The sequence below is a fragment of the Pseudomonas sp. BSw22131 genome, from assembly GCF_026810445.1.
Taxonomy (GTDB): Bacteria; Pseudomonadota; Gammaproteobacteria; order Pseudomonadales; family Pseudomonadaceae; genus Aquipseudomonas; species Aquipseudomonas huanghezhanensis.
Window position 1 is genome coordinate 738,497 of record NZ_CP113949.1, and the last position, 25,669, is coordinate 764,165.

A 25,669-nucleotide genomic window follows, 5' to 3' on the forward strand; every position below is an offset into this window, starting at 1 on the left:
ATAGAGTGAAACGCGAAGGAGTCTAGCATGCCTGCCTAGGCTAAACTGCGCGCCTACGTTGAGGAGCCAACATATGCAGAGCAAGCAGAACCTGATCTGGATCGACCTGGAAATGACCGGTCTGGACCCCGATAACGACGTCATCATCGAGATGGCGACCATCATCACCGACAGTGAACTGAACACCCTGGCTGAGGGCCCGGTCATCGCCGTGCACCAGAGCGACGAGTTGCTGGCCGGCATGGATGAATGGAATACCCGTCAGCATGGCGGCTCAGGCCTGACCCAGCGCGTGCGCGAGAGTACGATCTCCAATGACGAAGCCGAAGCCATGACGCTGGCATTCATCAAGCAATGGGTGCCGGAGCGCAGCTCGCCGATTTGTGGCAACAGCATCTGCCAGGATCGTCGCTTCCTTTATAAGCGCATGCCCACCCTGGAAAACTATTTCCATTACCGCAACCTCGATGTCTCGACGCTCAAGGAGCTGGCGGCGCGCTGGTCACCCGAGCTGAAGTTCAAGAAGGGCAGTACGCACCTGGCACTGGATGACATCCGCGAATCCATTGCTGAACTGCAGTTCTATCGCGAGCACTTCATCAAGGTCTGATCGTCACTATGTTGTTGATGCTTTATTTGATCGCCATCACTGCCGAGGCCATGACTGGCGCGCTGTCGGCCGGTCGTCGCGGCATGGACTGGTTCGGCGTGATGTTGATCGCCTGCGTCACGGCGTTGGGCGGCGGCTCGATGCGCGATGTATTGCTCGGGCATTACCCGCTGACGTGGGTCAAGCATCCCGAATACTTGATCCTGACCAGTGTAGCGGCGCTGATGACCATCCTGATCGCGCCGCTGATGCGGCACTTGCGCTCGCTGTTTTTGGTACTGGACGCGCTGGGGCTGGTGGCTTTCACGGTGATTGGCTGCACCACGGCGCTGGAGATGGGCCACGGTATGTTGGTCGCCGCGGTCAGCGGGGTGATCACCGGCGTGTTCGGCGGCATCCTGCGCGATATCTTCTGCAATGACATCCCCCTGATCTTCCGTCGCGAGCTGTACGCCAGCGTGTCGTTCGCAGCGGCATGGTGCTTTTTACTGTGTCAGCACCTTGGCTTGCCGGTGGCGCAGAGCACGTTGATTACCTTGTCGAGCGGTCTGTTGCTCAGGCTGCTGGCAATCAAGTACCGCTGGGAAATGCCCAAATTTGTTTACAAGGATGGGCATTGAGTGGCGACCCCTGTAGGAGCGAACTTGTTCGCGAAGCGGCGCATCTGGCACGCCCGTGTCGTTTGCATCGCCAACAAGTTGGCTACAGAATTGCCGCGCGGTTGTCGTGTTGATCCAGCGCCCATTCCACATGCTCACGCACCATTTCTGACGAATGCTCCCGGCGCGATGCCAAGGCTTCCAGCACTGGAATGGTCGAGGGTGCATTCCCCAGTCCGACCGCCAGATTCCTCAACCAGCGCTCATAGCCCGCACGTCTTAACGGCGAACCCTCGGTATTGCTGAGGAAGGTCTCTTCATCCCACATAAAGAGCTCGGCCAGTCCGGCGTTATCCAGATTGTGCCGGGGTTTGAAATCCTGCTGATCGGTGGGGCGCGCAAAGCGGTTCCAGGGGCAGACGATTTGGCAGTCGTCACAGCCGAACACCCGATTGCCGATCATCGAGCGCAGCTCTTCCGGGATCGACGTCTTCAGCTCAATGGTCAGGTAGGAAATGCACCGCCGCGCATCCAGCACGTAAGGGCCGACGAAGGCGTTGGTTGGGCAGATATCGAGACAGGCCGTGCAGCGTCCGCAATGCTCGGTCGCATGCGGGTCATCCACGGGCAAAGGCAAGTCAACGAACAGCTCGCTGAGGAAGAAGTAACTGCCCGCCTTGCGATTGAGCACCAGGGTATTTTTGCCGATCCAGCCCAGCCCGGCTTGTTCGGCAATCGCTTTTTCCAGCACCGGCGCACTGTCCACAAACGCCCTGAAGCCAAATGGTCCGATAGCCTTTTGAATGCGCTCGGCCAATTGCTGGACGCGCTTGCGAATCAGCTTGTGGTAGTCGCGGCCCAACGCATAACGTGAGACATATGCCTTCTCGGGTTCTGTCAGGCGATGCGCCATTTCAGTATCGCCGGGCAAATAGTCCATGCGCAGCGAGACAACACGCAACGTGCCGGGCACCAACTGATCGGGATGCGAACGTTTGCTGCCATGGGCTGCCATATAGTCCATCTCGCCGTGATATCCGGCTTCGAGCCAGCGCTGCAGATGTTGCTCATGTTCCGCAAGGTCCAGCCCTGAGATGCCCACCTGCTGAAATCCCAGCTCACGGCCCCATGCCTTGATCGATTGGACAAGGTCGTCCAGCCCGGCGACGGTCATCGGCGACGAGGTGGCAGTTGGATCAACGGTAATAGCGGTCATGCGAAGAGGACACCAAGGCGCAGGTGCGTATAATTCTGCCAGACATCGGAGCTCATAGACGTATGTTGCACAGCAAACCCCAATTACCCGACGCGCTGTACAGTGCCGAGCAGGTCCGCGAACTTGATTCGCGACTGATTGCAGCCGGCACCTCTGGCCTGGAATTAATGCAGCGTGCGGCCCATGCGGCGTGGCGAGCAGTACGCCGACGCTGGCCTGACGCAACTCAATTGACGGTGTTGGCGGGGCGCGGCAACAACGCAGGTGACGGCTATCTGGTGGCCGTACTGGCTCAGCGTGCGGGTTGGCAGGTTCGGGTGCTGGCCGTCGGCGACGCTTCAGCCCTGACGGGTGATGCTCAGTATGCTTATAAAGAAGCGCTCGCCGCTGGCGTAACAATTGAGACTTGGCAGCATCAGGCGCTGGGAGGGATTGTGCTGGACGCATTGCTCGGCACCGGCCTCAAAGGTGATGTCCGTGAGCCCTATGCGGGCGCGATCAAGGCGATCAATGACAGCAGTCTGCCAGTGGCGGCCATTGATATTCCTTCAGGCTTGAGCGCCGATACCGGCAGCATGTTGGGCGTTGCGGTGCGGGCGGACCTGACCATCACGTTCATTGGCCTCAAGGTCGGGCTGTTTACAGGCGATGCGGCGGACCTGATCGGGGAGCTTGTGTTCGATGATCTTCAGGCCGATCCGGCAATCGTCACGCAGGTATCGGTCAGCGTTAAGCGGCTGGACACCTTCAATCTGCCAACCCTGGCACCACGTCCCCGTACCGCTCACAAAGGCATGTTTGGCCGCGTGCTGGTGATGGGCGGTGATTACGGTTTCGGCGGCGCTGCGTTGCTGGCGACCGAGAGCACACTGCGCAGCGGCGCGGGCATGGTCACATTGGGTACGCGTCCCGAACACGTTTCGGCGGCATTGACGCGATTCCCCGAGGTCATGAGTGCAGGCATCAGTTCGGCCAACCAGCTTATGAAACTGATTGAGGCCGCGACGGTTCTGGTGGTAGGTCCCGGCATGGGGCAGCACAGCTGGGGTCGCAGTTTGCTATCGGCGGCGGCCAATGCCGAGCGTGCGCAGGTCTGGGATGCGGATGCCCTCAATCTGCTGGCTGAGGGATTTGTCCAATTGCCACAAGGCTGCGTGATCACGCCGCATCCGGGGGAGGCGGCCCGCTTGTTGGGCATTAGCACCAAGGACATCCAGGCTGATCGTCCGTCCGCAGCCCGAGCGCTGGCGCGTAAATTTAACGCCGTGTGCGTGCTTAAAGGTACGGGCAGTCTGGTCGTTAACCCTGATGGCGATCTGGCTTTGTGTGATCGCGGTCATCCGGCAATGGCTACCGGTGGGCTCGGTGATGTGCTGTCAGGCGTCATTGGGGCATTGATGGCGCAAAAAATGTCGGCATTCGATGCCGCCTGTCTGGCCGTCTGGTTGCATGCGACCGCTGGAGAGCAATTAGGCAGTTTCGGTCGTGGACTGGTTGCCGCTGATCTGATTCCTGTTATTCGTGCGCTGTTGGAGGAGCAACAACCGTGTCTGAGCTAACCCTGCATCTGGTCGGTGAAGACGCCATGACGGCGTTCGGCGAAAAAATAGCCCAAGTGACTGAGGCCAATGGGATTATTTTTCTGGAGGGCGACCTTGGCGCCGGCAAGACCACGTTGTCGCGCGGGATCATCCGCGGCCTTGGCCATGTCGGTGCGGTAAAAAGCCCGACTTTTACCCTTGTCGAACCTTATGAAATTGGGAGATATCGCGCGTATCACTTTGATCTCTACCGACTTGTTGATCCAGAAGAGCTAGAATTCCTGGGCATCCGCGATTATTTCGAGGGAGAAGCACTCTGCCTCATTGAGTGGCCCCGTCTTGGTGCAGGCTTTTTGCCAAAGCCTGACCTGACCATTACCATTGGGCCGCACGCTGAAGGTCGGGCGCTGACTCTGAGCCCGGAAGGCTCACGTGGCGAGGCTTGGTGTGCCGCTTTGGCTTTGGAATTCAAATAGATATGGGGTTAGGTATGCGCATGCGCGCGCTGGTTACTGTGATAGGGCTTTTACTGACGACATTAGCCATCGATGCGTTCGCTGCTTCACAGGTACGAAGTGTCCGCTTATGGCGTGCACCGGATAACACGCGGCTGGTGTTCGATCTGTCCGGACCCGTCCAGGCCAGTGTTTTCACGCTTGAATCGCCCGACCGTCTGGTAATCGACATCAACGGCGCTACCTTGGGCGGCTCGCTTAACGTCCCCACCGCTAATACACCCATCACCAGCATGCGGTCCGCCCAGCGCACCCCGGACAGCCTGCGGGTGGTCATCGACCTGAAAAAGGCCGTGACCCCGAAAAGCTTTACGCTGGCGCCGAACCAGCAATACGGCAACCGCTTGGTCGTCGATCTGTTCGACAGCGCCGCTGACGCCAACCCAACCCCAATTTCGACCGTACCCGATACTGCCGCCAACACTGCTCCGGCAGTGCCGATCAGCCCTGCCAAGCCTGAAATCAAACTGACCCCGGTGCCCAACGGCAAGCGCGACGTTGTGGTGGTGATCGATGCCGGCCACGGTGGTGAAGACCCCGGCGCCTCGGGCGGACGCGGTCAGAAAGAAAAAAACGTTGTGCTGGCTATCGCCAAGGAGCTGCAGCGCCAGATCAATGCCGAGAAGGGCTATCGCGCTGAGCTAACCCGTACGGGTGACTATTTCATCCCATTGCGCAAGCGCACCGAAATCGCACGGGCCAAGGGCGCTGATCTGTTCGTCTCCATTCATGCGGATGCCGCGCCCTCTTCTGCGGCATTTGGCGCATCTGTATTTGCTTTGTCCGAGCGCGGCGCAACGTCCGAGACTGCTCGTTGGCTGGCAGACAGTGAAAACCGCTCCGATCTGATCGGTGGTGCAGGCGCGGTGAGTCTGGACGACAAAGACCGCATGCTGGCAGGCGTACTGCTCGATCTGTCAATGACCGCCTCTCTGACCTCAAGCCTGAACGTCGGCCAGAAGGTCCTGAGCAACATTGGCCGTGTCACTTCCCTGCACAAATCCCGTGTTGAACAAGCCGGGTTCATGGTGCTCAAGTCGCCTGACATTCCGTCGATTCTGGTCGAAACGGGCTTCATCTCCAACGCAGCCGAGGCCAGCAAACTCGAGGGTTCCAGCCACCAACAGGCACTGGCGCGTTCGATTACTGCTGGCGTGAAGCAGTTTTTCCAGCAAAACCCGCCGCAGGGCACTTACCTTGCCTGGTTGCGTGACACTGGCAAACTTGCCATGGGGCCTCGTAACCACGTGGTGCGCCCAGGCGAAACACTGGCAATGCTCGCAGCACGTTACGAAATCACCACTGGCGCGCTGCGTAACGCCAATTCCTTGAAGTCTGACGACCTGAAAATCGGCCAGGACCTCAGGATTCCGAGCACGGAACTGGCAGGTGAGCCGTGACCGACCTGTTGCTGGATGAATCCGGGTTCGATGCTGCGGTCATGCACTCCGACAATCCTGAAGCCAGGGTTGCCCGGATTGCCTTGCTCAGCCCGCGTCTGGCTAACCAGATTGCAGCTGGTGAGGTAGTCGAGCGGCCGGCATCAGTGATCAAGGAGTTGCTGGAAAACAGCCTTGACTCGGGTGCGCGCCGTATCGATATCGATGTTGAACAAGCGGGCATCAAGCTCCTGCGCGTGCGTGACGACGGCGGTGGCATTTCATCTGATGATCTGCCGTTGGCGCTGGCACGACACGCCACCAGCAAGATTCGTGATCTGGAAGACCTTGAGCGTGTCATGAGCCTAGGTTTTCGCGGAGAGGCGCTTGCCTCAATCAGTTCGGTCGCGCGCCTCACGCTGACATCTCGCACGCGCGACGCTGATCAAGCCTGGCAAGTTGAGACCGAAGGCCGCGACATGGCTTCTCGCGTCCAGCCCGCCGCGCACCCGGTCGGCACGTCGGTTGAAGTGCGTGACTTGTTTTTCAACACGCCGGCGCGGCGCAAGTTCCTCAAGGCCGAAAAAACCGAATTCGATCACCTGCAAGAAGTCATCAAACGCATGGCATTGGCGCGTTTTGACGTGGCGTTTCATCTGCGACACAACGGCAAGACCATCCTCAGTCTGCACGAGGCGCGTGATGACGTTGCCCGTGCACGGAGGGTTTCGGCCATCTGCGGCGCAGGGTTTCTCGAGCAGGCGCTGCCAATCGAGATTGACCGTAACGGCCTGAAACTGTGGGGGTGGGTGGGCCTGCCGACGTTCTCGCGCAGCCAGGCGGACCTGCAGTATTTCTTCGTCAATGGCCGGGCAGTGCGCGACAAGCTGGTCGCCCACGCGGTGCGTCAGGCTTACCGCGACGTTCTGTTCAACGGCCGGCATCCCACGTTCGTGCTGTTTTTCGAGGTCGATCCGGCCGTCGTCGACGTTAACGTACACCCCACCAAACACGAAGTTCGCTTCCGCGATGGTCGCATGGTCCATGATTTTCTATATGGCACATTGCACCGTGCGTTAGGCGACGTGCGTCCGGAAGATCAGTTGGCGGGCACAACTTCTGTGACTGCGCTGGTGCGGCCGACCGGTCCGGATGCCGGCGAGTTTGGGCCTCAAGGTGAAATGCGCCTTGCAAGCAACCTGCTGGAACAGCCGCAGGGTGATACTGCGCTCAGGCCTGCGGGTTCGGGCAGTGGTGCCGGTTATCAGTACCAGTACACACCGCGCCCGTCGTCTGTTTTGCCAGCGGCAGAGGCGCAGGCTGCGTATCGCGAGTTTTTTGCGCCGCTCCCCGGCGCCCAGGGTGAGAGTGCCGGTTTACCTGGCGCCAACCCGGTAGCGCTTCCCGATTCGACGGGTGACGTTCCGCCTCTGGGCTACGCGTTGGCGCAGCTCAAGGGCATTTACATTCTTGCGGAAAACGCTCATGGGCTCGTGCTGGTGGACATGCACGCCGCTCACGAGCGGATCATGTACGAACGGCTAAAAATCGCCATGGCCAGCGAAGGCCTGAGCGGTCAGCCACTGTTGGTGCCTGAGTCGCTGGCCGTGAGTCAGCGTGAGGCCGATTGTGCAGAAGAGCACATCGCGACCTTCCAGCAACTGGGCTTTGAGCTGCAGCGTCTCGGCCCGGAAACCCTGGCGATTCGTCAGATACCCGCGTTGCTCAAGCAGGCCGAAGCCAACCAGCTGGTGCAGGACGTGCTGGCTGATTTGATGGAGTACGGCACCAGTGATCGCGTGCAGGCACACATGAACGAACTGCTCGGCACCATGGCGTGCCACGGCGCGATCCGTGCGAACCGGCGTCTGGCGATCCCCGAAATGAACGGCCTGCTGCGTGACATGGAAAATACCGAGCGCAGCGGTCAATGCAATCACGGCAGGCCTACATGGACCCAGTTGGGTCTGGACGATCTCGACAAACTCTTTCTGCGCGGTCGCTGATGAGTGCGTTGCCTCCAGCTATCTTTCTGATGGGGCCGACAGCGGCTGGTAAAACCGACCTCGCGATCGAGTTGACCAAGGTGCTTCCGTGCGAGTTGATCAGCGTTGACTCTGCGCTGGTTTATCGCGACATGGACATCGGGACTGCCAAGCCTTCAAAGGCCCTTTTAGACGAGTTTCCTCATCGCTTGATTGATATCCTCGACCCTTCCCAGAGCTACTCCGCTGCAGATTTTCGCGGTGACGCGCTCAAGGCAATGGCCGAGATCACGGCGCGTGGAAAAATTCCGTTGCTGGTCGGTGGCACGATGTTGTATTTCAAAGCTCTATTGGAAGGCCTGGCGGCTATGCCAGCGGCGGACCCCGGTGTGCGGGCGCAACTGGAAGCAGAGGCGGCAACCAAAGGCTGGCAGGCATTGCACGATGAATTGGCAGCCATCGATCCGGTGTCGGCGGCGCGCATTCATCCCAATGATCCGCAGCGATTGTCTCGTGCGCTAGAGGTCTATCGGGTAAGCGGAATGAGCATGACTGCTCACCGCGAGCAACAAACTGCGCAAAGTGCTGATGCAGCCGCTTCGGGGCGTCATCAATTGCCCTATACTGTCGCAAATCTGGCGATCGCTCCGGTGGATCGCAAGGTATTGCATGACCGCATCGCGCAACGTTTCACGCAAATGCTTGAACAAGGATTCGTAGAAGAAGTTGTGGCGCTACGTTCGAGAGGTGACTTGCACTCGAATCTGCCGTCAATAAGAGCTGTAGGGTACCGCCAGGTCTGGGAACATCTGGACGGCAAACTGACCCGCGATGAGATGCAGGAACGAGGCATCATTGCGACACGTCAGCTAGCCAAACGGCAGTTCACCTGGCTGCGAAGCTGGGAAGATTTACACTGGCTGGACAGCCTGGCTTGCGACAATCTGCCACGCGCCTTGAAATACCTGGGATCGGTCTCCATATTGAGCTGAGCCCTTGCAATAGCCGTCTATCCTTGGGGGGTAACGGCCCCTGCAAAAATTTCCGAATTATTCTATTGATCCTTAAAGGAGTGCGGCACATGTCAAAAGGGCATTCGCTACAAGACCCTTACCTGAACACTTTGCGTAAAGAAAAGGTTGGGGTTTCGATCTATCTGGTAAACGGTATCAAGCTGCAAGGCACGATCGAGTCTTTCGACCAGTTCGTCATTTTGCTGAAAAACACTGTCAGCCAAATGGTTTACAAACACGCTATCTCAACCGTCGTACCAGTTCGTCCAATTCGTCTGCCAAGCGCAACCGAATCCGAAGCGGGTGATGTTGAGCCAGGTAACGCTTGATAGGAGTCTGCTTTGTTCTTTGAGCGCCACGGTGGTGGTGAACGGGCTATCCTCGTTCACTTGGATGGTCAGGACCCTGAGGCGCGCGAAGATCCGCAGGAGTTCCGGGAACTTGCTTTATCGGCCGGGGCCGATACTGTCGCGTTTATCAACGTGCCACGGCATCGGCCAACGGCCAAGTACCTGATTGGCAGCGGCAAGGTCGAAGAGCTACGCGACCATGTCAAAGCTGAGAAGGTCGACATTGTCATCTTCAATCACGTTCTGACGCCCAGTCAGGAACGCAACCTCGAGCGAGTTTTCGAGTGTCGCGTACTTGATCGTACCGGGCTGATTCTCGATATTTTCGCGCAACGTGCGCGTACTCATGAAGGCAAATTGCAGGTCGAGCTGGCACAGCTCGAGCACATGAGTACCCGACTGGTCAGGGGCTGGACTCACCTGGAGCGTCAGGGGGGCGGCATCGGTATGCGCGGTCCTGGCGAAACCCAGCTTGAGACGGACCGTCGTTTGTTGCGCGTACGTCTAAAGCAAATCAAAAGCCGATTGGAAAAGGTTCGCAGTCAGCGTGATCAGGCTCGCCGTGGTCGTTCGCGTGCAGACATTCCTACGGTTTCCCTGGTGGGCTATACCAACGCCGGTAAATCCACGCTGTTCAATGCGGTAACGGATTCCGACGTCTACGCTGCCGATCAGCTGTTCGCTACTCTCGACCCCACCTTGCGCCGTCTCGAACTCAAAGACCTGGGCCCCATCGTGCTGGCAGATACGGTTGGATTCATCCGCCACCTGCCGCACAAACTGGTTGAAGCTTTTCGCGCTACGCTTGAGGAATCGAGCAACTCCAACCTCTTGCTGCATGTGATCGACTCGCATGAGCCTGACCGCATGGAGCAGATCGAGCAGGTGATGGCGGTGCTGGGTGAGATAGGAGCTCAGGACTTGCCGATACTGGAGGTCTATAACAAACTCGATTTGCTTGAGGGTGTCGAACCGCAGATACAGCGTGATCCCGACGGCAAGCCGCAACGGGTCTGGGTATCTGCACGCGATGGTCGTGGTCTGGATTTGCTCAAGCAAGCCATATCCGAGCTGCTGGGTGACGATTTGTTCATCGCCACCTTGCGCTTGCCTCAGCGTTTTGCTCGACTGCGTGCTCAATTTTTTGAATTGGGTGCGGTGCAGAGTGAAGAGCATGACGAAGAAGGCACAAGCCTGTTAGCCGTACGTTTACCGCGAGTTGAATTCAATCGCCTGGTGAGTCGCGAAGGACTGCAGCCGCTGGAATTCATCGAGCAACACACTTTGCAATAAAAGCCCGAGAAAGCGGTTGTATCGCTTTCGCAGGCATTCTGTAGCATTGGTCGGCGCGCCGTGGGCGCGTCTTTGCTTTATCAGATGGAGAGCGCTATGGCTTGGAATGAGCCGGGTGGCAACTCGAATAATCAGGATCCTTGGGGTGGTAAGCGCAAGGGCGGCGACCGCAAGGGGCCACCAGATCTCGACGAGGCCTTCCGAAAGCTGCAGGAAAGCCTGAATGGGTTGTTCGGTGGTGGTAAGAAACGCACCGGAGACGGTGGCAGCGGTGGCAGCTCCCGTAAAGGTGGCGGCCTGGGTCTGCTGGGTATAGGTCTTGTCGTGCTACTGGCGGTATGGCTTTACAACGCTATCTATGTGGTCGACGAGCAGGAGCAAGCGGTCGTGCTGCGCTTCGGCAAGTATTACGAAACGGTCGGTCCGGGTCTGAACATTTATTTCCCGCCATTTGATCGCAAGTACCTCGAAAACGTGACGCGTGAGCGGGCGTACAGCAAGCAGGGCCAGATGCTCACCGAAGATGAAAACATCGTCGAAGTGCCGCTGACTGTGCAATACAAGATCACCAATCTGCAGGATTTCGTGCTGAACGTCGATCAGCCTGAAGTCAGCCTGCAACATGCAACCGAAAGTGCCCTGCGCCATGTCGTCGGCTCGACCGCGATGGATCAGGTGCTGACTGAAGGTCGTGAATTGATGGCCAGCGAAATCAAGGAGCGCCTGCAGCGGTTCCTCGACACCTATCGCACGGGTATCACGGTGACTCAGGTCAACGTACAAAGCGCTGCTGCGCCGCGTGAAGTTCAGGAAGCGTTCGATGACGTGATCCGCGCCCGTGAAGACGAGCAGCGTTCGCGTAACCAGGCCGAAACCTATGCCAACGGGGTCATTCCTGAAGCGCGTGGTCAGGCTCAGCGTATCGTCGAAGACGCCAACGGCTACCGCGACGAAGTCGTGTCGCGTGCCAAGGGTGAGGCTGATCGCTTTACCAAGTTGGTTGCCGAGTACCGCAAGGCGCCGGAAGTCACGCGTGAGCGTCTGTATCTGGACACCATGCAGGAAGTCTTCAGCAACACCAGCAAGGTACTCGTGACCGGCGACAAGGGTCAGAACAACCTGCTTTATCTACCGTTGGACAAAATGATTGAAAGTGGTCGCAGTGGTGCTGGCCCGGCAACTGGCGCAGCCGCGACTGTGGTTGATCCGGGTTCAAGGGCTGCCGACATGCAACAGCAACGCGACACGCGTACTAGGGAGACTCGCTGATGAGCAATAAATCTCTGGTCGCTCTGATTCTGTGTGTCGTACTGGCCGTTGTTGCCTGGAACAGCGTGTACATCGTGTCTCAAACCGAGCGCGCAGTACTGCTGCAATTCGGTCGTGTGGTCCAGGCAGATGTTCCGCCCGGTCTGCATCTGAAGGTTCCTTACGTGAATCAGGTGCGCAAGTTCGACGGTCGTCTTTTGACGCTCGATGCGCCTACCCAGCGTTTCCTCACGCTGGAAAAGAAAGCCGTAATGGTCGATGCCTACGCCAAGTGGCGCGTGAAGGACGCTGAGCGTTTCTACACCGCGACATCTGGCCTCAAGCAAATTGCAGATGAGCGTCTGTCGCGTCGTCTGGAATCCGGTCTGCGCGATCAGTTCGGCAAGCGCACACTCCACGAAGCCGTGTCGGGTGAGCGGGACGCACTGATGGCCGATATCACCGCCTCGTTGAACAGGATGGCTGAGAAAGAACTGGGCATCGAAGTCGTCGACGTTCGGGTCAAGGCTATCGACTTGCCCAAGGAAGTGAACCGCAGCGTGTTCGAGCGTATGAGCACCGAGCGTGAGCGTGAAGCGCGCGAGCACCGTGCCAAGGGTAACGAGTTGGCAGAAGGTATCCGTGCCGACGCCGATCGTCAGCGTCGCGTGTTGCTGGCAGAAGCCTATCGTGAGTCTGAAGAGGCGCGTGGTGATGGTGACGCACAAGCGTCTTCCATCTACTCCAAGGCTTACGGTCAGGATCAGGAGTTCTACGCGTTCTATCGTAGCCTTCGTGCCTACCGTGAGAGCTTCGCCAACAAAAGTGACGTTATGGTGCTTGACCCAAGCAGCGATTTCTTCCGTTATCTGGAGAAATCCAAGCCATAAAGGCGGGGTGATTGTTAGCTCCGCCGGGCGGCAAAACCGTCTGGCGGGGTGAACGCGCGGTAAAACGTGTGTATCATGCGGCAGCCGGGAAATTCCCGGCTTTTTTGCGTCTGCACGATTGATTGGCCGTGACGTATTACGTGCGCGGCAGTTTTTTCGAGGACAGTGAGAGCTGCATTTCGAATGCGTGATGTCCAGGGATATTCCCGCAGCGGACACTACGCTTCGCTGATCACTGTCTGCTTCACTCAAGGCTCGCCCAAGGGTTGTAGCCGCCCGGATGATAGGGGAAAGGCGTAATGGCAACGGTTGACCGCTGGCTGCTGCCGGATGGCATCGAAGAAGTACTGCCGCCGGAAGCTGCGCGCATAGAAGTGGCGCGTCGTCAGGTGTTGGATCTGTTTCAAAGCTGGGGCTATGAGTTTGTCGTCACCCCGCATATCGAATACCTCGAATCCCTGCTCACAGGTGCTGGTCAGGATCTGGATCTGCGCACCTTCAAGGTCGTCGACCCACAGTCGGGCCGGCAGATGGGTTTTCGTGCAGACATCACCCCGCAGGTTGCGCGGATCGATGCGCACACGCTGCGTCGCGAAGGTCCTAGCCGTCTGTGCTACGCAGGCAGTGTTCTGCATGCTCAGCCTCGCGCGTTGTCTTCCTCTCGCAGCCCGATCCAGCTAGGCGCCGAGTTGTATGGCGACGCCAGCCCCAGCAGTGACGTTGAAGTCATCAGCCTGATGCTGGCTATGTTGAAGCTTGCTGACGTACCCGATGTTCATATGGATCTGGGTCACGTGGGGATCTACCGGGGACTGGCGCGAGCTGCCGGTTTGTCCGGAGAAGTCGAGCAGAAGCTGTTCGATGCCCTTCAGCGCAAGGCCATCGATGAAGTGATCGCCCTGACGGCCAATCTGCCTGATGACATGGCTGCGATGCTTCGAGCGCTGGTGGATCTGTGCGGTGGTCGCGAAGTGCTGGCTGCTGCGCGTGAGCGTCTGGCCAAGGCGCCTGCGCCAGTGATCGATGCGCTGGATGATCTGCTGGAGATAGCTGAGCGCTTGTCGGCGCGCTTCCCGCAGATGCCTCTGTATTTCGATCTCGGTGAGTTGCGCGGTTATCACTACCATACTGGGGTGGTGTTTGCGGTGTTCGTGCCCGGCGTGGGTCAGTCGATTTCCCAAGGCGGTCGTTATGATGACATCGGTGCTGACTTCGGCAGAGCGCGTCCTGCGACGGGCTTCTCTACCGATCTGAAAACACTGGTGACATTAGGGCGGGCACAGATTGAGCTGCCGTCTGGCGGTATCTGGATGCCCGATAGCACTGATGCGGCGCTCTGGCAGGCCGTTTGCCAGTTGCGCAGCGAAGGTCAGCGTGTGGTTCAAGCGCTGCCGGGCCAAGAGGCTTCGGCGGCGTATGAAGCCGACTGTGACCGGCAATTGATTCAGCATGGCGAGCACTGGCAGGTAATGCCGCTGGCCTCTTGAGTTTTCCTGCCGGCCGCCGCCGGCACCAAGTTTGCGTGAATGAGGACAAGTGAAATGGGTAAGAATGTCGTAGTCCTGGGCACCCAATGGGGTGATGAGGGCAAAGGCAAGATCGTTGATCTGCTGACCGAACATGCTACCGCGGTAGTTCGCTATCAAGGCGGCCATAACGCGGGTCACACACTGGTAATCGACGGCGAAAAAACCGTTCTTCATCTGATTCCGTCCGGCGTTCTTCGCGAAGGCGTTCAGTGTTTGATCGGTAACGGCGTGGTCGTTGCTCCTGACGCGCTGATGCGCGAAATCACCAAGCTGGAAGATAAAGGCATTCCGGTGCGCGAGCGCCTGCGAATCAGCCCGTCCTGCCCGCTGATCCTGTCCTACCACGTAGCGCTGGACCAGGCGCGTGAAAAGGCCCGCGGCGAGCACAAAATCGGCACCACGGGTCGTGGCATTGGCCCGGCCTATGAAGACAAAGTTGCGCGCCGCGGCCTGCGCATCGCTGATTTGTTCCATCGTGAGCGCTTCGCTGCCAAGCTGGGCGAGCTGCTCGACTATCACAACTTCGTGTTGGTCAATTATTACAAAGAGCCTGCAATCGACTTCCAGAAGACGCTCGACGAGTGCATGGAATATGCCGAGCTGCTCAAGCCGATGATGCTCGACGTTACCGCTGCGCTGCATGACATGCGTCGTGCTGGCAAAGACATCATGTTCGAAGGCGCTCAGGGTTCGTTGCTGGATATCGACCACGGCACCTATCCTTACGTGACCAGCTCGAACACTACCGCAGGCGGCATCGCAACCGGTTCCGGGATGGGGCCGATGTACCTGGATTACATCCTCGGCATCACCAAGGCGTACACCACTCGCGTGGGCTCGGGGCCGTTTCCGACTGAGCTGTTCGATGACATCGGTGTATTCCTGGCCAAGCGTGGTCACGAGTTCGGTGCTACCACTGGCCGTGCACGCCGTTGCGGCTGGTTCGACGCAGTCATCCTGCGTCGCGCCATCGAAATCAACAGCATTTCGGGCATCTGCCTGACCAAGCTGGACGTGCTCGACGGTCTTGAAACCATCAACATCTGTGTGGGTTACAAGAACGAAAACGGTGCCGTGATCGACGCACCGACTGACGCTGACAGCTACATCGGCCTTGAGCCTGTGTACGAGCAAGTGCCGGGCTGGTCTGAGTCCACCCTGGGCGCAAAGACCCTCGAAGAGCTGCCTGCCAACGCGCGTGGATACATCAAGCGTCTGGAAGAGTTGGTCGGTGCGCCGATCGACATTATCTCGACGGGCCCGGATCGCAACGAGACCATCGTTCTGCGTCACCCGTTCGCATGATAAGTAGTTGAAATAAAAACAAAGGGTCGCTTCGGCGGCCCTTTGTTTTGCCCCCTTCATCCCATTCAACGGAACGGCACGGCCCTTGCTGTAAAAACCGTCAGAAAAGATGCCGCCATTTTGCTGGCGTTTGTTGTGGGGGAATCGCCTGTGTCAGCCGTCCTGTCTCTTGTGCGCAGCCGCTTGCTACGGCCCGTGTTCATTGCTCTTGGCATAGCCCTTTTGGTGCAGGTTCTGGTTGCCGTCGCCCTGACGCGGAGCACGGTAACTGCGCTGGAAGCGGATCTGGATACCCGCCTTGGGGTAGATTCGCAACACTTGTCCGCAGAGCTTGAGCAGGCAAGCACCGACGTGACCGCAAGCCTGAACGGCCTTTCGCAAAACACTCGTCAGCGCCTTAGTGTCGGGCTGGCCGCCCGGCTGAAAGACGAGCAGGCCCAGTTGCGCGCGACGCTTGAGAAGGATCTCAAAGATTCGGCGACCGACATGGCAGAGTTGCTCGCCGCCGTGGCACCGCGAGCCATGTGGGACGGCGACACACCAACGCTTTCCGAATTCGCACGACGTGCCCAGCGCAATCCCAACGTATTGTTTGTGGTGTACGACGATGCTCAGGGCGAGCATCTGACGCGTTATTTGAACCGGGACAATGAGTCGATCAAGACCCTGCTCGCCAAGGGTGAAGGTGATCGGGCCATGGATAAGGTGCTCAACGCAGCCAGAAACGACCCATCGGTTTACTACGTGGAAGCCTCCATCAGCCCTAACGGCGTAGAGATCGGGAAAGTCCGCATGGGGGTTTCCACAGCCACAGTTGAAGAAAATCTGCTGGCGCTGGATAAGCGATTCACCGCATTGATCGGCAACGGTGAGCAGTTGGTCACCGACAGCCTGGCAGGGCCTGCCGCTGAAAGTTCTGCAGCATTGCGCTCGCGCCTCCAGTCCGCGCAAACGGCCGCGTCGGCGATGGCGAGTAATACCACCGCTACCGTTCAGGAGGCGGCCGAAACCTTGCGCTGGCGTATCGGTCTTGGCCTGGTGCTTGTCGGTCTGGGCGTGTTGTTGGTGCTGGCGATTGTGTTGGGTCGTCGGGTGGTCAATAAGCTTCACCTGCTGATCAATGCGTTGAACGATCTGGCGGCTGGTGAAGGTGATTTGACCAAGCGCGTCAATCTCAATAGCAATGATGAAATCGGCGACATGGCGGCAGCGGTCAATCGTTTCGTCGACAAGCTTCAACCTATCGTTCGCGAGGCGGGCGATGTTGCACAGCAAACCGGTGTGGAAATCGGTGCGCTTAGCAAGCGCAATGCGGGAGCGAGTGCCGCCGCGGAGTTACAGCGCGATGAGGTCGCTGCCAGTCTGAAGGCGTTGGCGCTAATGGCTGACGAGGCACAGTCTGAGAGTCATGCGATGCAGGCGGCGCTCAAGCAGGTGGTAGATATTCGGCAGGCCACCGATGAGACGACTCGCACCTCTACTCAAGTGGGTAATCTGATCGAGGCTTTGGCCGGGCAGGTCGAAAATGGTTCTAAGGTGATCGAGAAGCTGGCCAAGCAAAGCGAGCAGATTGAAGTGGTGCTGGAAGTGATTCATGGCATTGCAGAGCAAACCAATCTGCTGGCGTTGAATGCGGCCATTGAGGCGGCCCGCGCAGGTGAAACCGGTCGCGGTTTTGCGGTAGTGGCGGACGAGGTGCGTGCGTTGGCAAGCAAAACGCAAAGCTCTACCGGAGACATTCAGGCTCATATCGGCGCGTTGCAGGCAGGGGCGAAAGAGGCAGTGGCGGCGATTGGCCTGGCGGGTCGCCAGGCTCAGGAGGGGTTGGCCGTGTTGCGCGACAGCGCTCGATTGCAGCAGTCGGTGCAGGTGTCCGTGGAGCAGGTTCACGCGGCTATCGGGCTGGCGACGCAAGCGGCCGCTCATCAGGCGCAGGGCGCGCAAGCGGTGAGAGGGCGTGTGGAAGTGATTCATGCGCAAGCTGAGCGTGCGGCGCAGGCCGTGGTGGAGACAACCGCTAGCGGCAAGGCACTGGATAAGCTGGCGGCTCAACTCAAGGCAAGCCTGGGGCAGTTCCGGGCTTGAGTCTTTGTCTGAGGAAAAATCATTCCTCAAAATGCACAAAACCGAGCACTTGGCTCGGTTTTGTAGGTTTGGTGCCCAGAAGAAGACTCGAACTTCCACGACCTTGCGGTCACCAGCACCTGAAGCTGGCGTGTCTACCAATTTCACCATCTGGGCAATGCGCTGATTTAATTAGATTTATCGAGGCATTGCAACAGAAATTTAGCGCGCCTGAGCCAATCCCGTTGTGTTTATTTCGCCGATAAGCCAGGCAAAGAAGGGCGGGCTGTTCTACGCTTGGCCGAGCTTTGTTGGCAATACGGTAGAACCTAAAAGTCAGATGCCAGAAAACACAAAACCGAGCACGAGGCTCGGTTTTGTTTGAATTGGTGCCCAGAAGAAGACTCGAACTTCCACGACCTTGCGGTCACCAGCACCTGAAGCTGGCGTGTCTACCAATTTCACCATCTGGGCAAGTCGTTGATTTCAATAGACTAATCTTTCGATTTCAACTACAACGTGGCAGTGCCGTCGTTGTGGGGCGCATCTTACGGATGAGTTGCAAGGCTGTAAAGCCCCTCGTTATAAAATATTTTTGAAATAGCGATAACACCCAGCAAATGGTGTCTTCGCGTTTCAATCGGGTATATGCCAAACTAAATGCATACAGATAAGGTGAACTCATTCTAATGGCCGATTGGCAGTCCCTCGATCCCGAGGCCGCTCGTGAAGCGGAAAAATACGAAAACCCTATTCCCAGCCGTGAGCTGATTCTGCAGCATCTTGCCGAGCGCGGGTCGCCGGCCAGTCGCGAGCAGCTAGTCGAAGAGTTTGGCTTGACGACTGAAGATCAGTTCGAGGCCTTGCGTCGTCGCCTCCGCGCCATGGAGCGTGATGCGCAATTGATCTACACCCGTCGCGGGACCTACGCACCTGTGGACAAGCTTGACTTGATCCTCGGTCGCATCAGTGGTCATCGTGACGGCTTTGGCTTCCTCATTCCCGATGACGGCTCTGATGATCTCTTCATGAGCCCGGCTCAGATGCGTCTGGTGTTCGACGGCGACCGGGCGCTCGCACGCGTTTCCGGCCTTGACCGCCGTGGCCGTCGTGAAGGCGTGATCGTTGAAGTGATCTCCCGCGCCCACGAAACAGTGGTCGGACGTTACTTCGAAGAAAGCGGCATCGGCTTCGTCATTCCGGATAACCCGAAAATCCAGCAGGAAGTGCTGGTGACTCCGGGCCGCAACAACAGCGCCAAGATCGGCCAGTTCGTCGAGGTGAAAATCACCCACTGGCCAACGCCGCGCTTCCAGCCGCAAGGCGACGTGGTTGAAGTGGTGGGCAATTACATGGCGCCCGGCATGGAAATCGATGTTGCGTTACGCACCTATGATATCCCGCACGTATGGCCTGAGGCCGTGCTTAAAGAAGCCGCCAAGCTCAAGCCCGAAGTGGAAGACAAGGACAAGGAAAACCGCGTCGATCTGCGGCACCTGCCTTTCGTCACCATTGACGGCGAAGATGCTCGCGACTTCGACGATGCGGTTTATTGCGAAGCCAAGCCAGGCAAGTTGCGCCTGTTCTCGGGTGGCTGGAAGCTTTACGTCGCGATCGCTGACGTCTCCAGTTATGTGAAGCTCGGTTCTGCTCTGGACACCGAATCCCAGGTGCGGGGCAACTCCGTCTATTTCCCTGAGCGCGTCATTCCGATGCTGCCGGAGCAATTGTCCAACGGCCTTTGCTCGCTGAACCCTCACGTTGATCGTCTGGCCATGGTGTGTGAGATGACCATCTCCAAAACCGGCGAAATGACTGATTACGTGTTCTACGAAGCGGTTATTCATTCCCATGCGCGCCTGACCTACAACAAGGTCAGCACGATTCTTGAGCATTCGAAAACGGCTGAAGCCAAGCAGCTTCGTGGTGAGTACGGCGATGTCGTGCCGGACCTGAAGCAGCTTTATGCGCTCTACAAGGTGCTGCTGGGCGCACGTCACACGCGGGGTGCGATCGATTTTGAAACGCAGGAAACCCGAATCATCTTCGGCACCGAGCGCAAAATTGCTGAAATCCGTCCCACCACACGCAACGATGCTCACAAGCTGATCGAGGAATGCATGCTGGCGGCGAACGTCGCCACGGCCGAGTTCCTCAAGAAGCATGAGATTCCTGCGCTCTATCGCGTTCACGATGGCCCGCCGCCAGAGCGTCTGGAGAAACTTCGTGGGTTTCTCGGCGAGCTGGGTTTGTCCTTGCACAAAGGCAAGGACGGTCCATCACCGAAGGATTATCAGGCGCTTCTTGAAACCATCAAGGATCGCCCGGATTTCCATCTGATTCAGACCGTCATGCTGCGCTCTTTGAGTCAGGCGGTTTACAGCTCGGATAATCAAGGCCACTTCGGGCTGAATTACGAGGCGTATACGCACTTTACTTCGCCTATCCGTCGCTACCCGGACCTGCTCACGCATCGTGCGATCCGTAGCGTGATCCGCTCCAAGCAAGACACGCCGCACGTTCGCCGGGCTGGCGCGACCATGATTCCGAAGGCGCGCATTTATCCGTACAACGAAGCAGCGCTCGAGCAGTTGGGCGAGCAGTGCTCCATGAGTGAGCGTCGGGCCGATGAGGCCACGCGCGACGTGGTCAACTGGCTCAAGTGCGAGTTCATGAAAGATCGCGTCGGTGAGTCTTTCCCAGGTGTGATCACCGCGGTCACTGGTTTTGGTCTGTTCGTAGAGCTGACTGATATCTATGTCGAAGGGTTGGTTCACGTTACGGCACTGCCTGGCGATTACTATCATTTCGACCCGGTTCATCACCGTCTGGCAGGCGAGCGTACCGGTCGCAGTTTCCGCTTGGGAGACACTGTCGAGGTCCGCGTCATGCGCGTTGACCTGGATGAGCGCAAGATTGACTTCGAGATGTCGGAAAAAACCACGAGTGCTCCCGTCGGCCGCAAGCGTCGTACATCCGAGCCAACTGCTACGCCCGCTGAAGCGGAGAAAACTGCAGCGCCTGCTAAAAACGCGCGCCGCAACACTTCGTCCAAGGCCAAGGCGCCTGCTGCAACCGAGGCCTATCGGCCAAGTGATGCAGCGGCAAAGAACGCAGAAGTTCGTAAAAGCCGGGAGTTGAAGAAAGCTCTGCTGGCAGAAGCGAAGGGCGGTAGCAAGGCGTCGTCGGGAAAGTCGAGTAGTGCGGGCACGGACTCGCCTGCCACCGGCAAAACCAGCAAACATCGTAAGGGCTCGTCGAAAACGGGCTCCGCTCCAACGGCCAGCAGTGGCGGGGCGCGTAAACCTAAGGCCAAGTCATGAGTCTGGAAAAAATCTACGGCGTTCATTCCGTAGAAGCGCTATTGCGTCACCACCCTAAGCGGGTCAAACAGGTCTGGCTTGCTGAAGGGCGCAACGACCCTCGTGTTCAAGTGTTGGTCGAGTTAGCCACCCAGAACAAGGTGTCCATCGGCCAGGCCGAGCGCCGCGAAATGGACGTATGGGTCGAGGGCGTTCACCAGGGTGTTGTCGCTGAAGTGAGCCCGAGCCAGGTTTGGGGCGAGGCAATGCTCGACGAGCTGCTGGATCGCACCGAAGGTGCTCCTTTGCTTTTGGTGCTGGATGGTGTGACCGATCCTCACAATCTTGGCGCTTGCCTGCGTACTGCCGATGCTGCAGGTGCGCTGGCCGTGATTGTGCCCAAGGACAAGTCTGCAACGTTGACCCCGACCGTGCGCAAAGTGGCATGCGGCGCGGCGGAGGTGATTCCGCTGGTGGCGGTCACCAATCTTGCGCGCACCCTGGAAAAACTTCAGCAGCGCGGTCTGTGGGTCGTCGGTACTGCGGGGGAGGCTGAGCAAGAGTTGTATCAGCAGGACCTCACGGGGCCGACGATTCTGATCATGGGTGCGGAAGGCAAGGGCATGCGGCGTTTGACGCGCGAGCACTGTGATTACCTGGTGCGCTTGCCAATGGCAGGTAGCGTCAGCAGCCTGAACGTGTCTGTGGCGACAGGCGTCTGCCTGTTCGAGGCCCTGCGTCAGCGCAGCGTGAAGGCCACCGCTTCGCGGAAGTAACAAGCGGCGAGCTACAAGCCTCAAGCTAGAAGCGGCCCATGCTTAGCTTGTAGCTTGTAGCTTCCATTGTACAAATATTCACCAATTGCCTTGCTTCCCTCAAGACCGTTCTCTACAATCGCGCCCCTTGCTGTGATGGCAGGTACTTATGTGCCTGACACTGTGCAAGACAAACCAGTGTTATTCACTCCTTGTCTGACCGCTTTTGGCGGCAGGCTACAACCCGTAAGGAGCATTCATGCGTCATTACGAAATCATCTTTCTGGTTCACCCGGACCAGAGCGAGCAAGTCGGCGGCATGGTAGAGCGTTACACCAAGCTGATCGAAGAAGACGGCGGCAAGATCCACCGTCTGGAAGATTGGGGCCGTCGTCAACTGGCCTATGCAATCAACAATGTTCACAAGGCTCACTACGTGATGCTGAACGTTGAATGCACTGGCAAGGCCCTGGCCGAGCTGGAAGACAACTTCCGTTACAACGATGCTGTGATCCGTAACCTTGTGATCCGTCGCGATGAAGCCGTTACTGGCCAGTCCGAAATGCTCAAGGCTGAAGAAAACCGCAGTGAGCGCCGTGAGCGTCGCGACCGTCCTGAGCACTCCGACAGCGCCGATGGCGATGACGGCGACAACAGCGACAACAGCGATAACGCTGACGAGTAATCCACGGACCTTTTGAGGAGCCCATTACATGGCACGTTTCTTCCGTCGTCGTAAATTCTGCCGCTTCACAGCTGAAAACGTGAAGGAGATCGATTACAAAGATCTCAACACTCTGAAAGCTTATGTATCTGAAACCGGCAAGATCGTTCCAAGCCGTATTACTGGTACCAAAGCTCGTTATCAGCGTCAGCTGGCTACCGCTATCAAGCGCGCCCGCTTCCTGGCCCTGCTGGCCTACACCGACAGCCACGGCCGCTGAGACCAGGTAGTCGACAAAGCAGTAAGGGATAGATCGCATGCGCGCGTTGGCTGACTTCATCATGCGCGGCCGCATGCAGGCCATCCTCGTGATGGTTGGATGTGCGGCGTTGCCGCTGTTGTTTTGGGTAAGTGCTGCCGCAGGTTGCCTTGTGCTTCTGCGGCGCGGGCTGAGTGACGCCGTTGGCGTTCTCGCCTGGGCTCTGCTGCCGGCCTTGGTTTGGTGGTATTTCGGTGAACCTCGCACGCTAATGGTGTTGCTTGGTTCGCTCGGGTTGGCTGCGGTTCTGCGCGCCAGCGAGTCCTGGGTCCGCGTGCTGCTGGTCAGCGTGGCGGTTGGATTGTTGTACGCAGTGATTCTGGGAGCGGTGTTTCGCGAACCCATCGAAGCCATGGCGCTGGAGTTGCAAAAACTTCTGCCCCAGGTTTTGGGTGAGATCTACCAACAGATGTCGGTAGATGAGCGAGCGCGCCTCGGGGCACTGATTGCACCGGTCCTGATTGGCCTGATAGCGGCTTTGTTGCAAATCGTCAGCGTGTTGTGCCTGATTCTGGGGCGTTACTGGCAGGCGTTGCTGTACAACCCAGGCGGTTTCGGGCGCGAATTTCGCAGCCTGAGACTCCCGCGGGTGCCGATGCTGGTGCTGTTGGTGTGCATGCTGGTGGGGCCGAATTTTGGCCCGCAACTGGCGATGTTGACACCGCTTTGCAGCGTACCGCTGGTATTCGCAGGGCTGGCTCTAGTTCACGGGATGGTCGCTGTGAAGCGCTTGACCCGGTTCTGGCTGGTTGGGTTGTACGTAACGTTGTTGCTGTTCATGCAGCTGATCTATCCGTTGCTGGTGGTGTTTGCCATTGTCGACAGCCTGATTGATTTTCGCGGCCGTCTGGCGTCGAAAGATGCCGATAACGGTTCTGCGAACGGTGAAGGTTAAAGTTAAGAGGTTATTACCAAATGGAACTGATCCTGCTGGAAAAAATCGCCAACCTGGGCAACCTGGGCGATAAAGTTAACGTTAAGGCCGGTTACGGTCGTAACTACCTGCTGCCATTCGGCAAAGCGACCGCTGCGACTGCTGCCAACCTGGCTGCTTTCGAAGAGCGTCGCGCCGAGCTTGAAAAAGCCGCTGCAGACAAAAAAGCTTCGGCCGAAACTCGCGCTGCCCAACTGGCTGAGCTGGAAGTGACTATCACTGCCACTGCCGGTGACGAAGGCAAGCTGTTCGGTTCGATCGGTACTCACGACATCGCTGATGCACTCACCGCCTCTGGCGTTGAAGTTGCCAAAAGCGAAGTTCGTCTGCCGAACGGCACCATCCGTAACGTCGGCGAATTCGACGTTGCTGTGCACCTGCACAGCGATGTTGAAGCTACCGTCCGCGTTATTGTGGTGGCTGCTTAAGCAGTTTGATTTCCGTACGTTTGTGCGGGAATCCAATCGTCTGGCGACTTGCGCGTCAGGCGGTTAACATCGGGCACGATCCTGTTTTCAGGTCGTGCCTTTTGTCTTTCTGCGTATCCTGATTTTAAATCCCTGATTCTGTGTGGCCATGAACGATATTTCCGCCCCTGAGCAATATGATCTGCAAACTGCCGCCCTGAAGGTGCCGCCGCATTCCATCGAGGCCGAACAGGCCGTGCTCGGTGGTTTGATGCTGGACAACAACGCCTGGGAACGCGTGTTGGATCAAGTGTCGGATGGCGATTTCTATCGGCATGACCACCGTTTGATTTTTCGCGCCATTGCCAAGCTGGCTGACCAGAACAGTCCAATCGACGTAGTGACGCTCGCTGAGCAATTGGATAAAGAAGGCCAGACCTCTCAGGTAGGTGGTCTTGGTTATCTCAGTGAGCTGGCGAGAAACATCCCCTCGGTCGCCAACATCAAGGCCTATGCGCAGATCGTTCGTGAGCGGGCGACCTTACGGCAACTGATCGGCATCAGTGCGGAAATTGCCGACAGCGCGTTCAATCCGGAAGGCCGGTCGGGCGCGGAGATTCTTGATGAAGCCGAGCGTCAGATTTTCCAGATCGCCGAAGCGCGTCCCAAGACCGGCGGTCCGGTCAGCGTAAACGACCTGCTGACCAAAGCCATTGATCGTATCGACACGCTCTTCAACACCGATAACGCGATCACGGGGCTCTCCACCGGCTACACCGACCTCGACGGCATGACCAGTGGCTTGCAGCCGTCGGACCTGATCATTGTTGCCGGTCGTCCATCGATGGGTAAAACCACGTTTGCCATGAACCTGGTGGAAAACGCGGTGCTGCGCAGCGACAAGGCGGTGCTGGTCTACTCGCTGGAGATGCCAGGCGAATCGCTGATCATGCGTATGCTTTCGTCACTCGGGCGTATCGACCAGACCAAAGTGCGTGCCGGCCGGCTTGAAGACGACGACTGGCCGCGCCTGACATCGGCGGTCAATCTACTCAACGACCGCAAGCTGTTCATCGACGACACCGCAGGTATCAGCCCTTCCGAGATGCGCGCGCGTACACGGCGCCTGGTTCGCGAGCACGGCGAGATCGGGCTGATCATGATCGACTACCTGCAGTTGATGCAGATCCCGGGTTCTGGCGGTGATAACCGGACGAACGAGATTTCCGAAATTTCTCGCTCGCTCAAAGCCTTGGCCAAGGAATTCAATTGCCCGGTCGTAGCACTGTCGCAGCTCAACCGTTCTCTCGAGCAGCGACCCAACAAGCGTCCTATCAACTCCGACTTGCGGGAATCCGGAGCGATCGAGCAGGATGCCGACGTCATCATGTTCGTGTATCGGGATGAGGTGTATCACCCCGAAACCGAGCACAAGGGCATCGCGGAAATCATCATCGGCAAGCAGCGTAACGGCCCGATCGGAACCGCGCGGCTGGCCTTTATCGGCAAGTACACGCGTTTCGAAAACCTCGCGCCGGGCAGTTACAACTTCGACGACGAGTAAGGCATGGCGTACCTGTAGCCAACTTGTTGGCGAGACGCTTTGCCAGGCAATGCAAGGGCATCAGATGAAATTTCGTCTCGCGAACAAGTTCGCTCCTTCAGGGGGGAGTGTGTGGCATCAATTTCCGACCACCGTCGTCGGACTTGATCAAAGTTTGTGCTATATTCCGCGCCCGCGATTTTTCCAA

At 58.0% G+C, this 25,669-nt stretch carries 21 protein-coding genes, 2 tRNA genes and 2 pseudogenes; 22 read left to right on the top strand and 3 right to left on the bottom strand.

Translation table 11 applies throughout. The annotated features are described in order from the left end of the window. The first annotated feature begins 73 nt into the window (after positions 1–73). Both orn and OYW20_RS03250 read left to right on the top strand, forming a co-directional pair. On the top strand, positions 74–610 hold the full coding sequence (orn, locus tag OYW20_RS03245) for an oligoribonuclease (protein ID WP_268799305.1): 537 nt from the start codon (positions 74–76) through the stop codon (positions 608–610). A gap of 8 nt (positions 611–618) precedes the next feature. Beyond that, the gene (locus OYW20_RS03250; RefSeq protein ID WP_268799306.1) at positions 619–1,230 is read left to right on the top strand and encodes a trimeric intracellular cation channel family protein; all 612 of its coding nucleotides are present in this window, start codon (positions 619–621) and stop codon (positions 1,228–1,230) included. 82 nt (positions 1,231–1,312) lie between these two features. Here OYW20_RS03250 and queG read toward each other — a convergent pair whose 3' ends face one another. Continuing rightward, positions 1,313–2,383, bottom strand: a complete 1,071-nt coding sequence (gene queG, locus OYW20_RS03255; protein WP_268801028.1) for a tRNA epoxyqueuosine(34) reductase QueG — start codon at positions 2,381–2,383, stop codon at positions 1,313–1,315. Positions 2,384–2,487: 104 nt separating this feature from the next. Here queG and OYW20_RS03260 point away from each other — a divergent pair, with 104 nt between their 5' ends. The 13 genes and pseudogenes from OYW20_RS03260 to OYW20_RS26080 all read left to right on the top strand — a co-directional run. Beyond that, the gene (locus OYW20_RS03260) at positions 2,488–3,984 is read left to right on the top strand and encodes an NAD(P)H-hydrate dehydratase (protein WP_268799307.1); all 1,497 of its coding nucleotides are present in this window, start codon (positions 2,488–2,490) and stop codon (positions 3,982–3,984) included. Continuing rightward, a complete protein-coding gene (gene tsaE, locus OYW20_RS03265; protein ID WP_268799308.1) occupies positions 3,972–4,442 on the top strand; it encodes a tRNA (adenosine(37)-N6)-threonylcarbamoyltransferase complex ATPase subunit type 1 TsaE in 471 nt (156 codons plus the stop codon). Before OYW20_RS03260 ends, tsaE begins: the two co-directional genes overlap by 13 nt. Before the next feature lie 14 nt (positions 4,443–4,456). Next, on the top strand, positions 4,457–5,881 hold the full coding sequence (locus OYW20_RS03270) for an N-acetylmuramoyl-L-alanine amidase (RefSeq protein ID WP_328284805.1): 1,425 nt from the start codon (positions 4,457–4,459) through the stop codon (positions 5,879–5,881). Positions 5,882–5,922: 41 nt separating this feature from the next. Then, positions 5,923–7,866, top strand: coding sequence for a DNA mismatch repair endonuclease MutL (gene mutL / locus OYW20_RS03275; RefSeq protein WP_268801029.1), 1,944 nt, complete (start codon positions 5,923–5,925; stop codon positions 7,864–7,866). Next, positions 7,866–8,837, top strand: a complete 972-nt coding sequence (gene miaA, locus OYW20_RS03280; RefSeq protein ID WP_268799310.1) for a tRNA (adenosine(37)-N6)-dimethylallyltransferase MiaA — start codon at positions 7,866–7,868, stop codon at positions 8,835–8,837. The genes mutL and miaA overlap by 1 nt, the downstream gene beginning before the upstream one ends. A gap of 89 nt (positions 8,838–8,926) precedes the next feature. Then, positions 8,927–9,187 carry an RNA chaperone Hfq gene (gene hfq, locus OYW20_RS03285; RefSeq protein ID WP_268799311.1) on the top strand — a complete coding sequence of 87 codons (261 nt, stop codon included), beginning with the start codon at positions 8,927–8,929 and terminating at the stop codon, positions 9,185–9,187. 12 nt (positions 9,188–9,199) lie between these two features. Next, the gene (hflX, locus tag OYW20_RS03290; RefSeq protein WP_268799312.1) at positions 9,200–10,501 is read left to right on the top strand and encodes a ribosome rescue GTPase HflX; all 1,302 of its coding nucleotides are present in this window, start codon (positions 9,200–9,202) and stop codon (positions 10,499–10,501) included. A gap of 96 nt (positions 10,502–10,597) precedes the next feature. Beyond that, complete coding sequence (hflK, locus tag OYW20_RS03295) at positions 10,598–11,770, top strand: FtsH protease activity modulator HflK (RefSeq protein WP_268799313.1); 1,173 nt, start codon at positions 10,598–10,600, stop codon at positions 11,768–11,770. After that, entirely contained in the window at positions 11,770–12,639 is an 870-nt protein-coding gene (gene hflC / locus OYW20_RS03300; protein WP_268799314.1) for a protease modulator HflC, read from the top strand. Before hflK ends, hflC begins: the two co-directional genes overlap by 1 nt. 299 nt (positions 12,640–12,938) lie before the next feature. Then, positions 12,939–14,126, top strand: coding sequence for an ATP phosphoribosyltransferase regulatory subunit (locus OYW20_RS03305; protein WP_268799315.1), 1,188 nt, complete (start codon positions 12,939–12,941; stop codon positions 14,124–14,126). A 54-nt stretch (positions 14,127–14,180) separates the two neighbouring features. After that, entirely contained in the window at positions 14,181–15,473 is a 1,293-nt protein-coding gene (locus OYW20_RS03310) for an adenylosuccinate synthase (RefSeq protein WP_268799316.1), read from the top strand. Between the two features lie 966 nt (positions 15,474–16,439). After that, positions 16,440–16,652: pseudogene (locus OYW20_RS26075) on the top strand (methyl-accepting chemotaxis protein); the annotation flags it as partial. A 390-nt stretch (positions 16,653–17,042) separates the two neighbouring features. Next, positions 17,043–17,558: pseudogene (locus tag OYW20_RS26080) on the top strand (methyl-accepting chemotaxis protein); the annotation flags it as partial. 69 nt (positions 17,559–17,627) lie between these two features. On the opposite strand, the gene OYW20_RS03320 reads toward OYW20_RS26080, so the two are convergent. Continuing rightward, a tRNA-Leu gene (locus tag OYW20_RS03320) sits at positions 17,628–17,714 on the bottom strand. 210 nt (positions 17,715–17,924) lie between these two features. After that, a tRNA-Leu gene (locus OYW20_RS03325) sits at positions 17,925–18,011 on the bottom strand. A 215-nt stretch (positions 18,012–18,226) separates the two neighbouring features. Here OYW20_RS03325 and rnr point away from each other — a divergent pair. From rnr to dnaB, 7 genes are all read left to right on the top strand, one after another. Beyond that, entirely contained in the window at positions 18,227–20,860 is a 2,634-nt protein-coding gene (gene rnr, locus OYW20_RS03330; protein WP_268799318.1) for a ribonuclease R, read from the top strand. Then, a complete protein-coding gene (gene rlmB / locus OYW20_RS03335; protein ID WP_268799319.1) occupies positions 20,857–21,615 on the top strand; it encodes a 23S rRNA (guanosine(2251)-2'-O)-methyltransferase RlmB in 759 nt (252 codons plus the stop codon). Before rnr ends, rlmB begins: the two co-directional genes overlap by 4 nt. Positions 21,616–21,853: 238 nt before the next feature. Next, the gene (rpsF, locus tag OYW20_RS03340) at positions 21,854–22,279 is read left to right on the top strand and encodes a 30S ribosomal protein S6 (RefSeq protein WP_122851041.1); all 426 of its coding nucleotides are present in this window, start codon (positions 21,854–21,856) and stop codon (positions 22,277–22,279) included. 28 nt (positions 22,280–22,307) lie between these two features. Continuing rightward, entirely contained in the window at positions 22,308–22,538 is a 231-nt protein-coding gene (rpsR, locus tag OYW20_RS03345; RefSeq protein WP_037015707.1) for a 30S ribosomal protein S18, read from the top strand. 37 nt (positions 22,539–22,575) lie between these two features. Continuing rightward, positions 22,576–23,472 carry a YybS family protein gene (locus OYW20_RS03350; protein ID WP_268799320.1) on the top strand — a complete coding sequence of 299 codons (897 nt, stop codon included), beginning with the start codon at positions 22,576–22,578 and terminating at the stop codon, positions 23,470–23,472. 20 nt (positions 23,473–23,492) lie between these two features. Continuing rightward, positions 23,493–23,939 carry a 50S ribosomal protein L9 gene (gene rplI, locus OYW20_RS03355; protein WP_268799321.1) on the top strand — a complete coding sequence of 149 codons (447 nt, stop codon included), beginning with the start codon at positions 23,493–23,495 and terminating at the stop codon, positions 23,937–23,939. Positions 23,940–24,087: 148 nt separating this feature from the next. Continuing rightward, positions 24,088–25,482, top strand: a complete 1,395-nt coding sequence (gene dnaB / locus OYW20_RS03360; RefSeq protein ID WP_268799322.1) for a replicative DNA helicase — start codon at positions 24,088–24,090, stop codon at positions 25,480–25,482. Positions 25,483–25,669 lie beyond the last annotated feature (187 nt).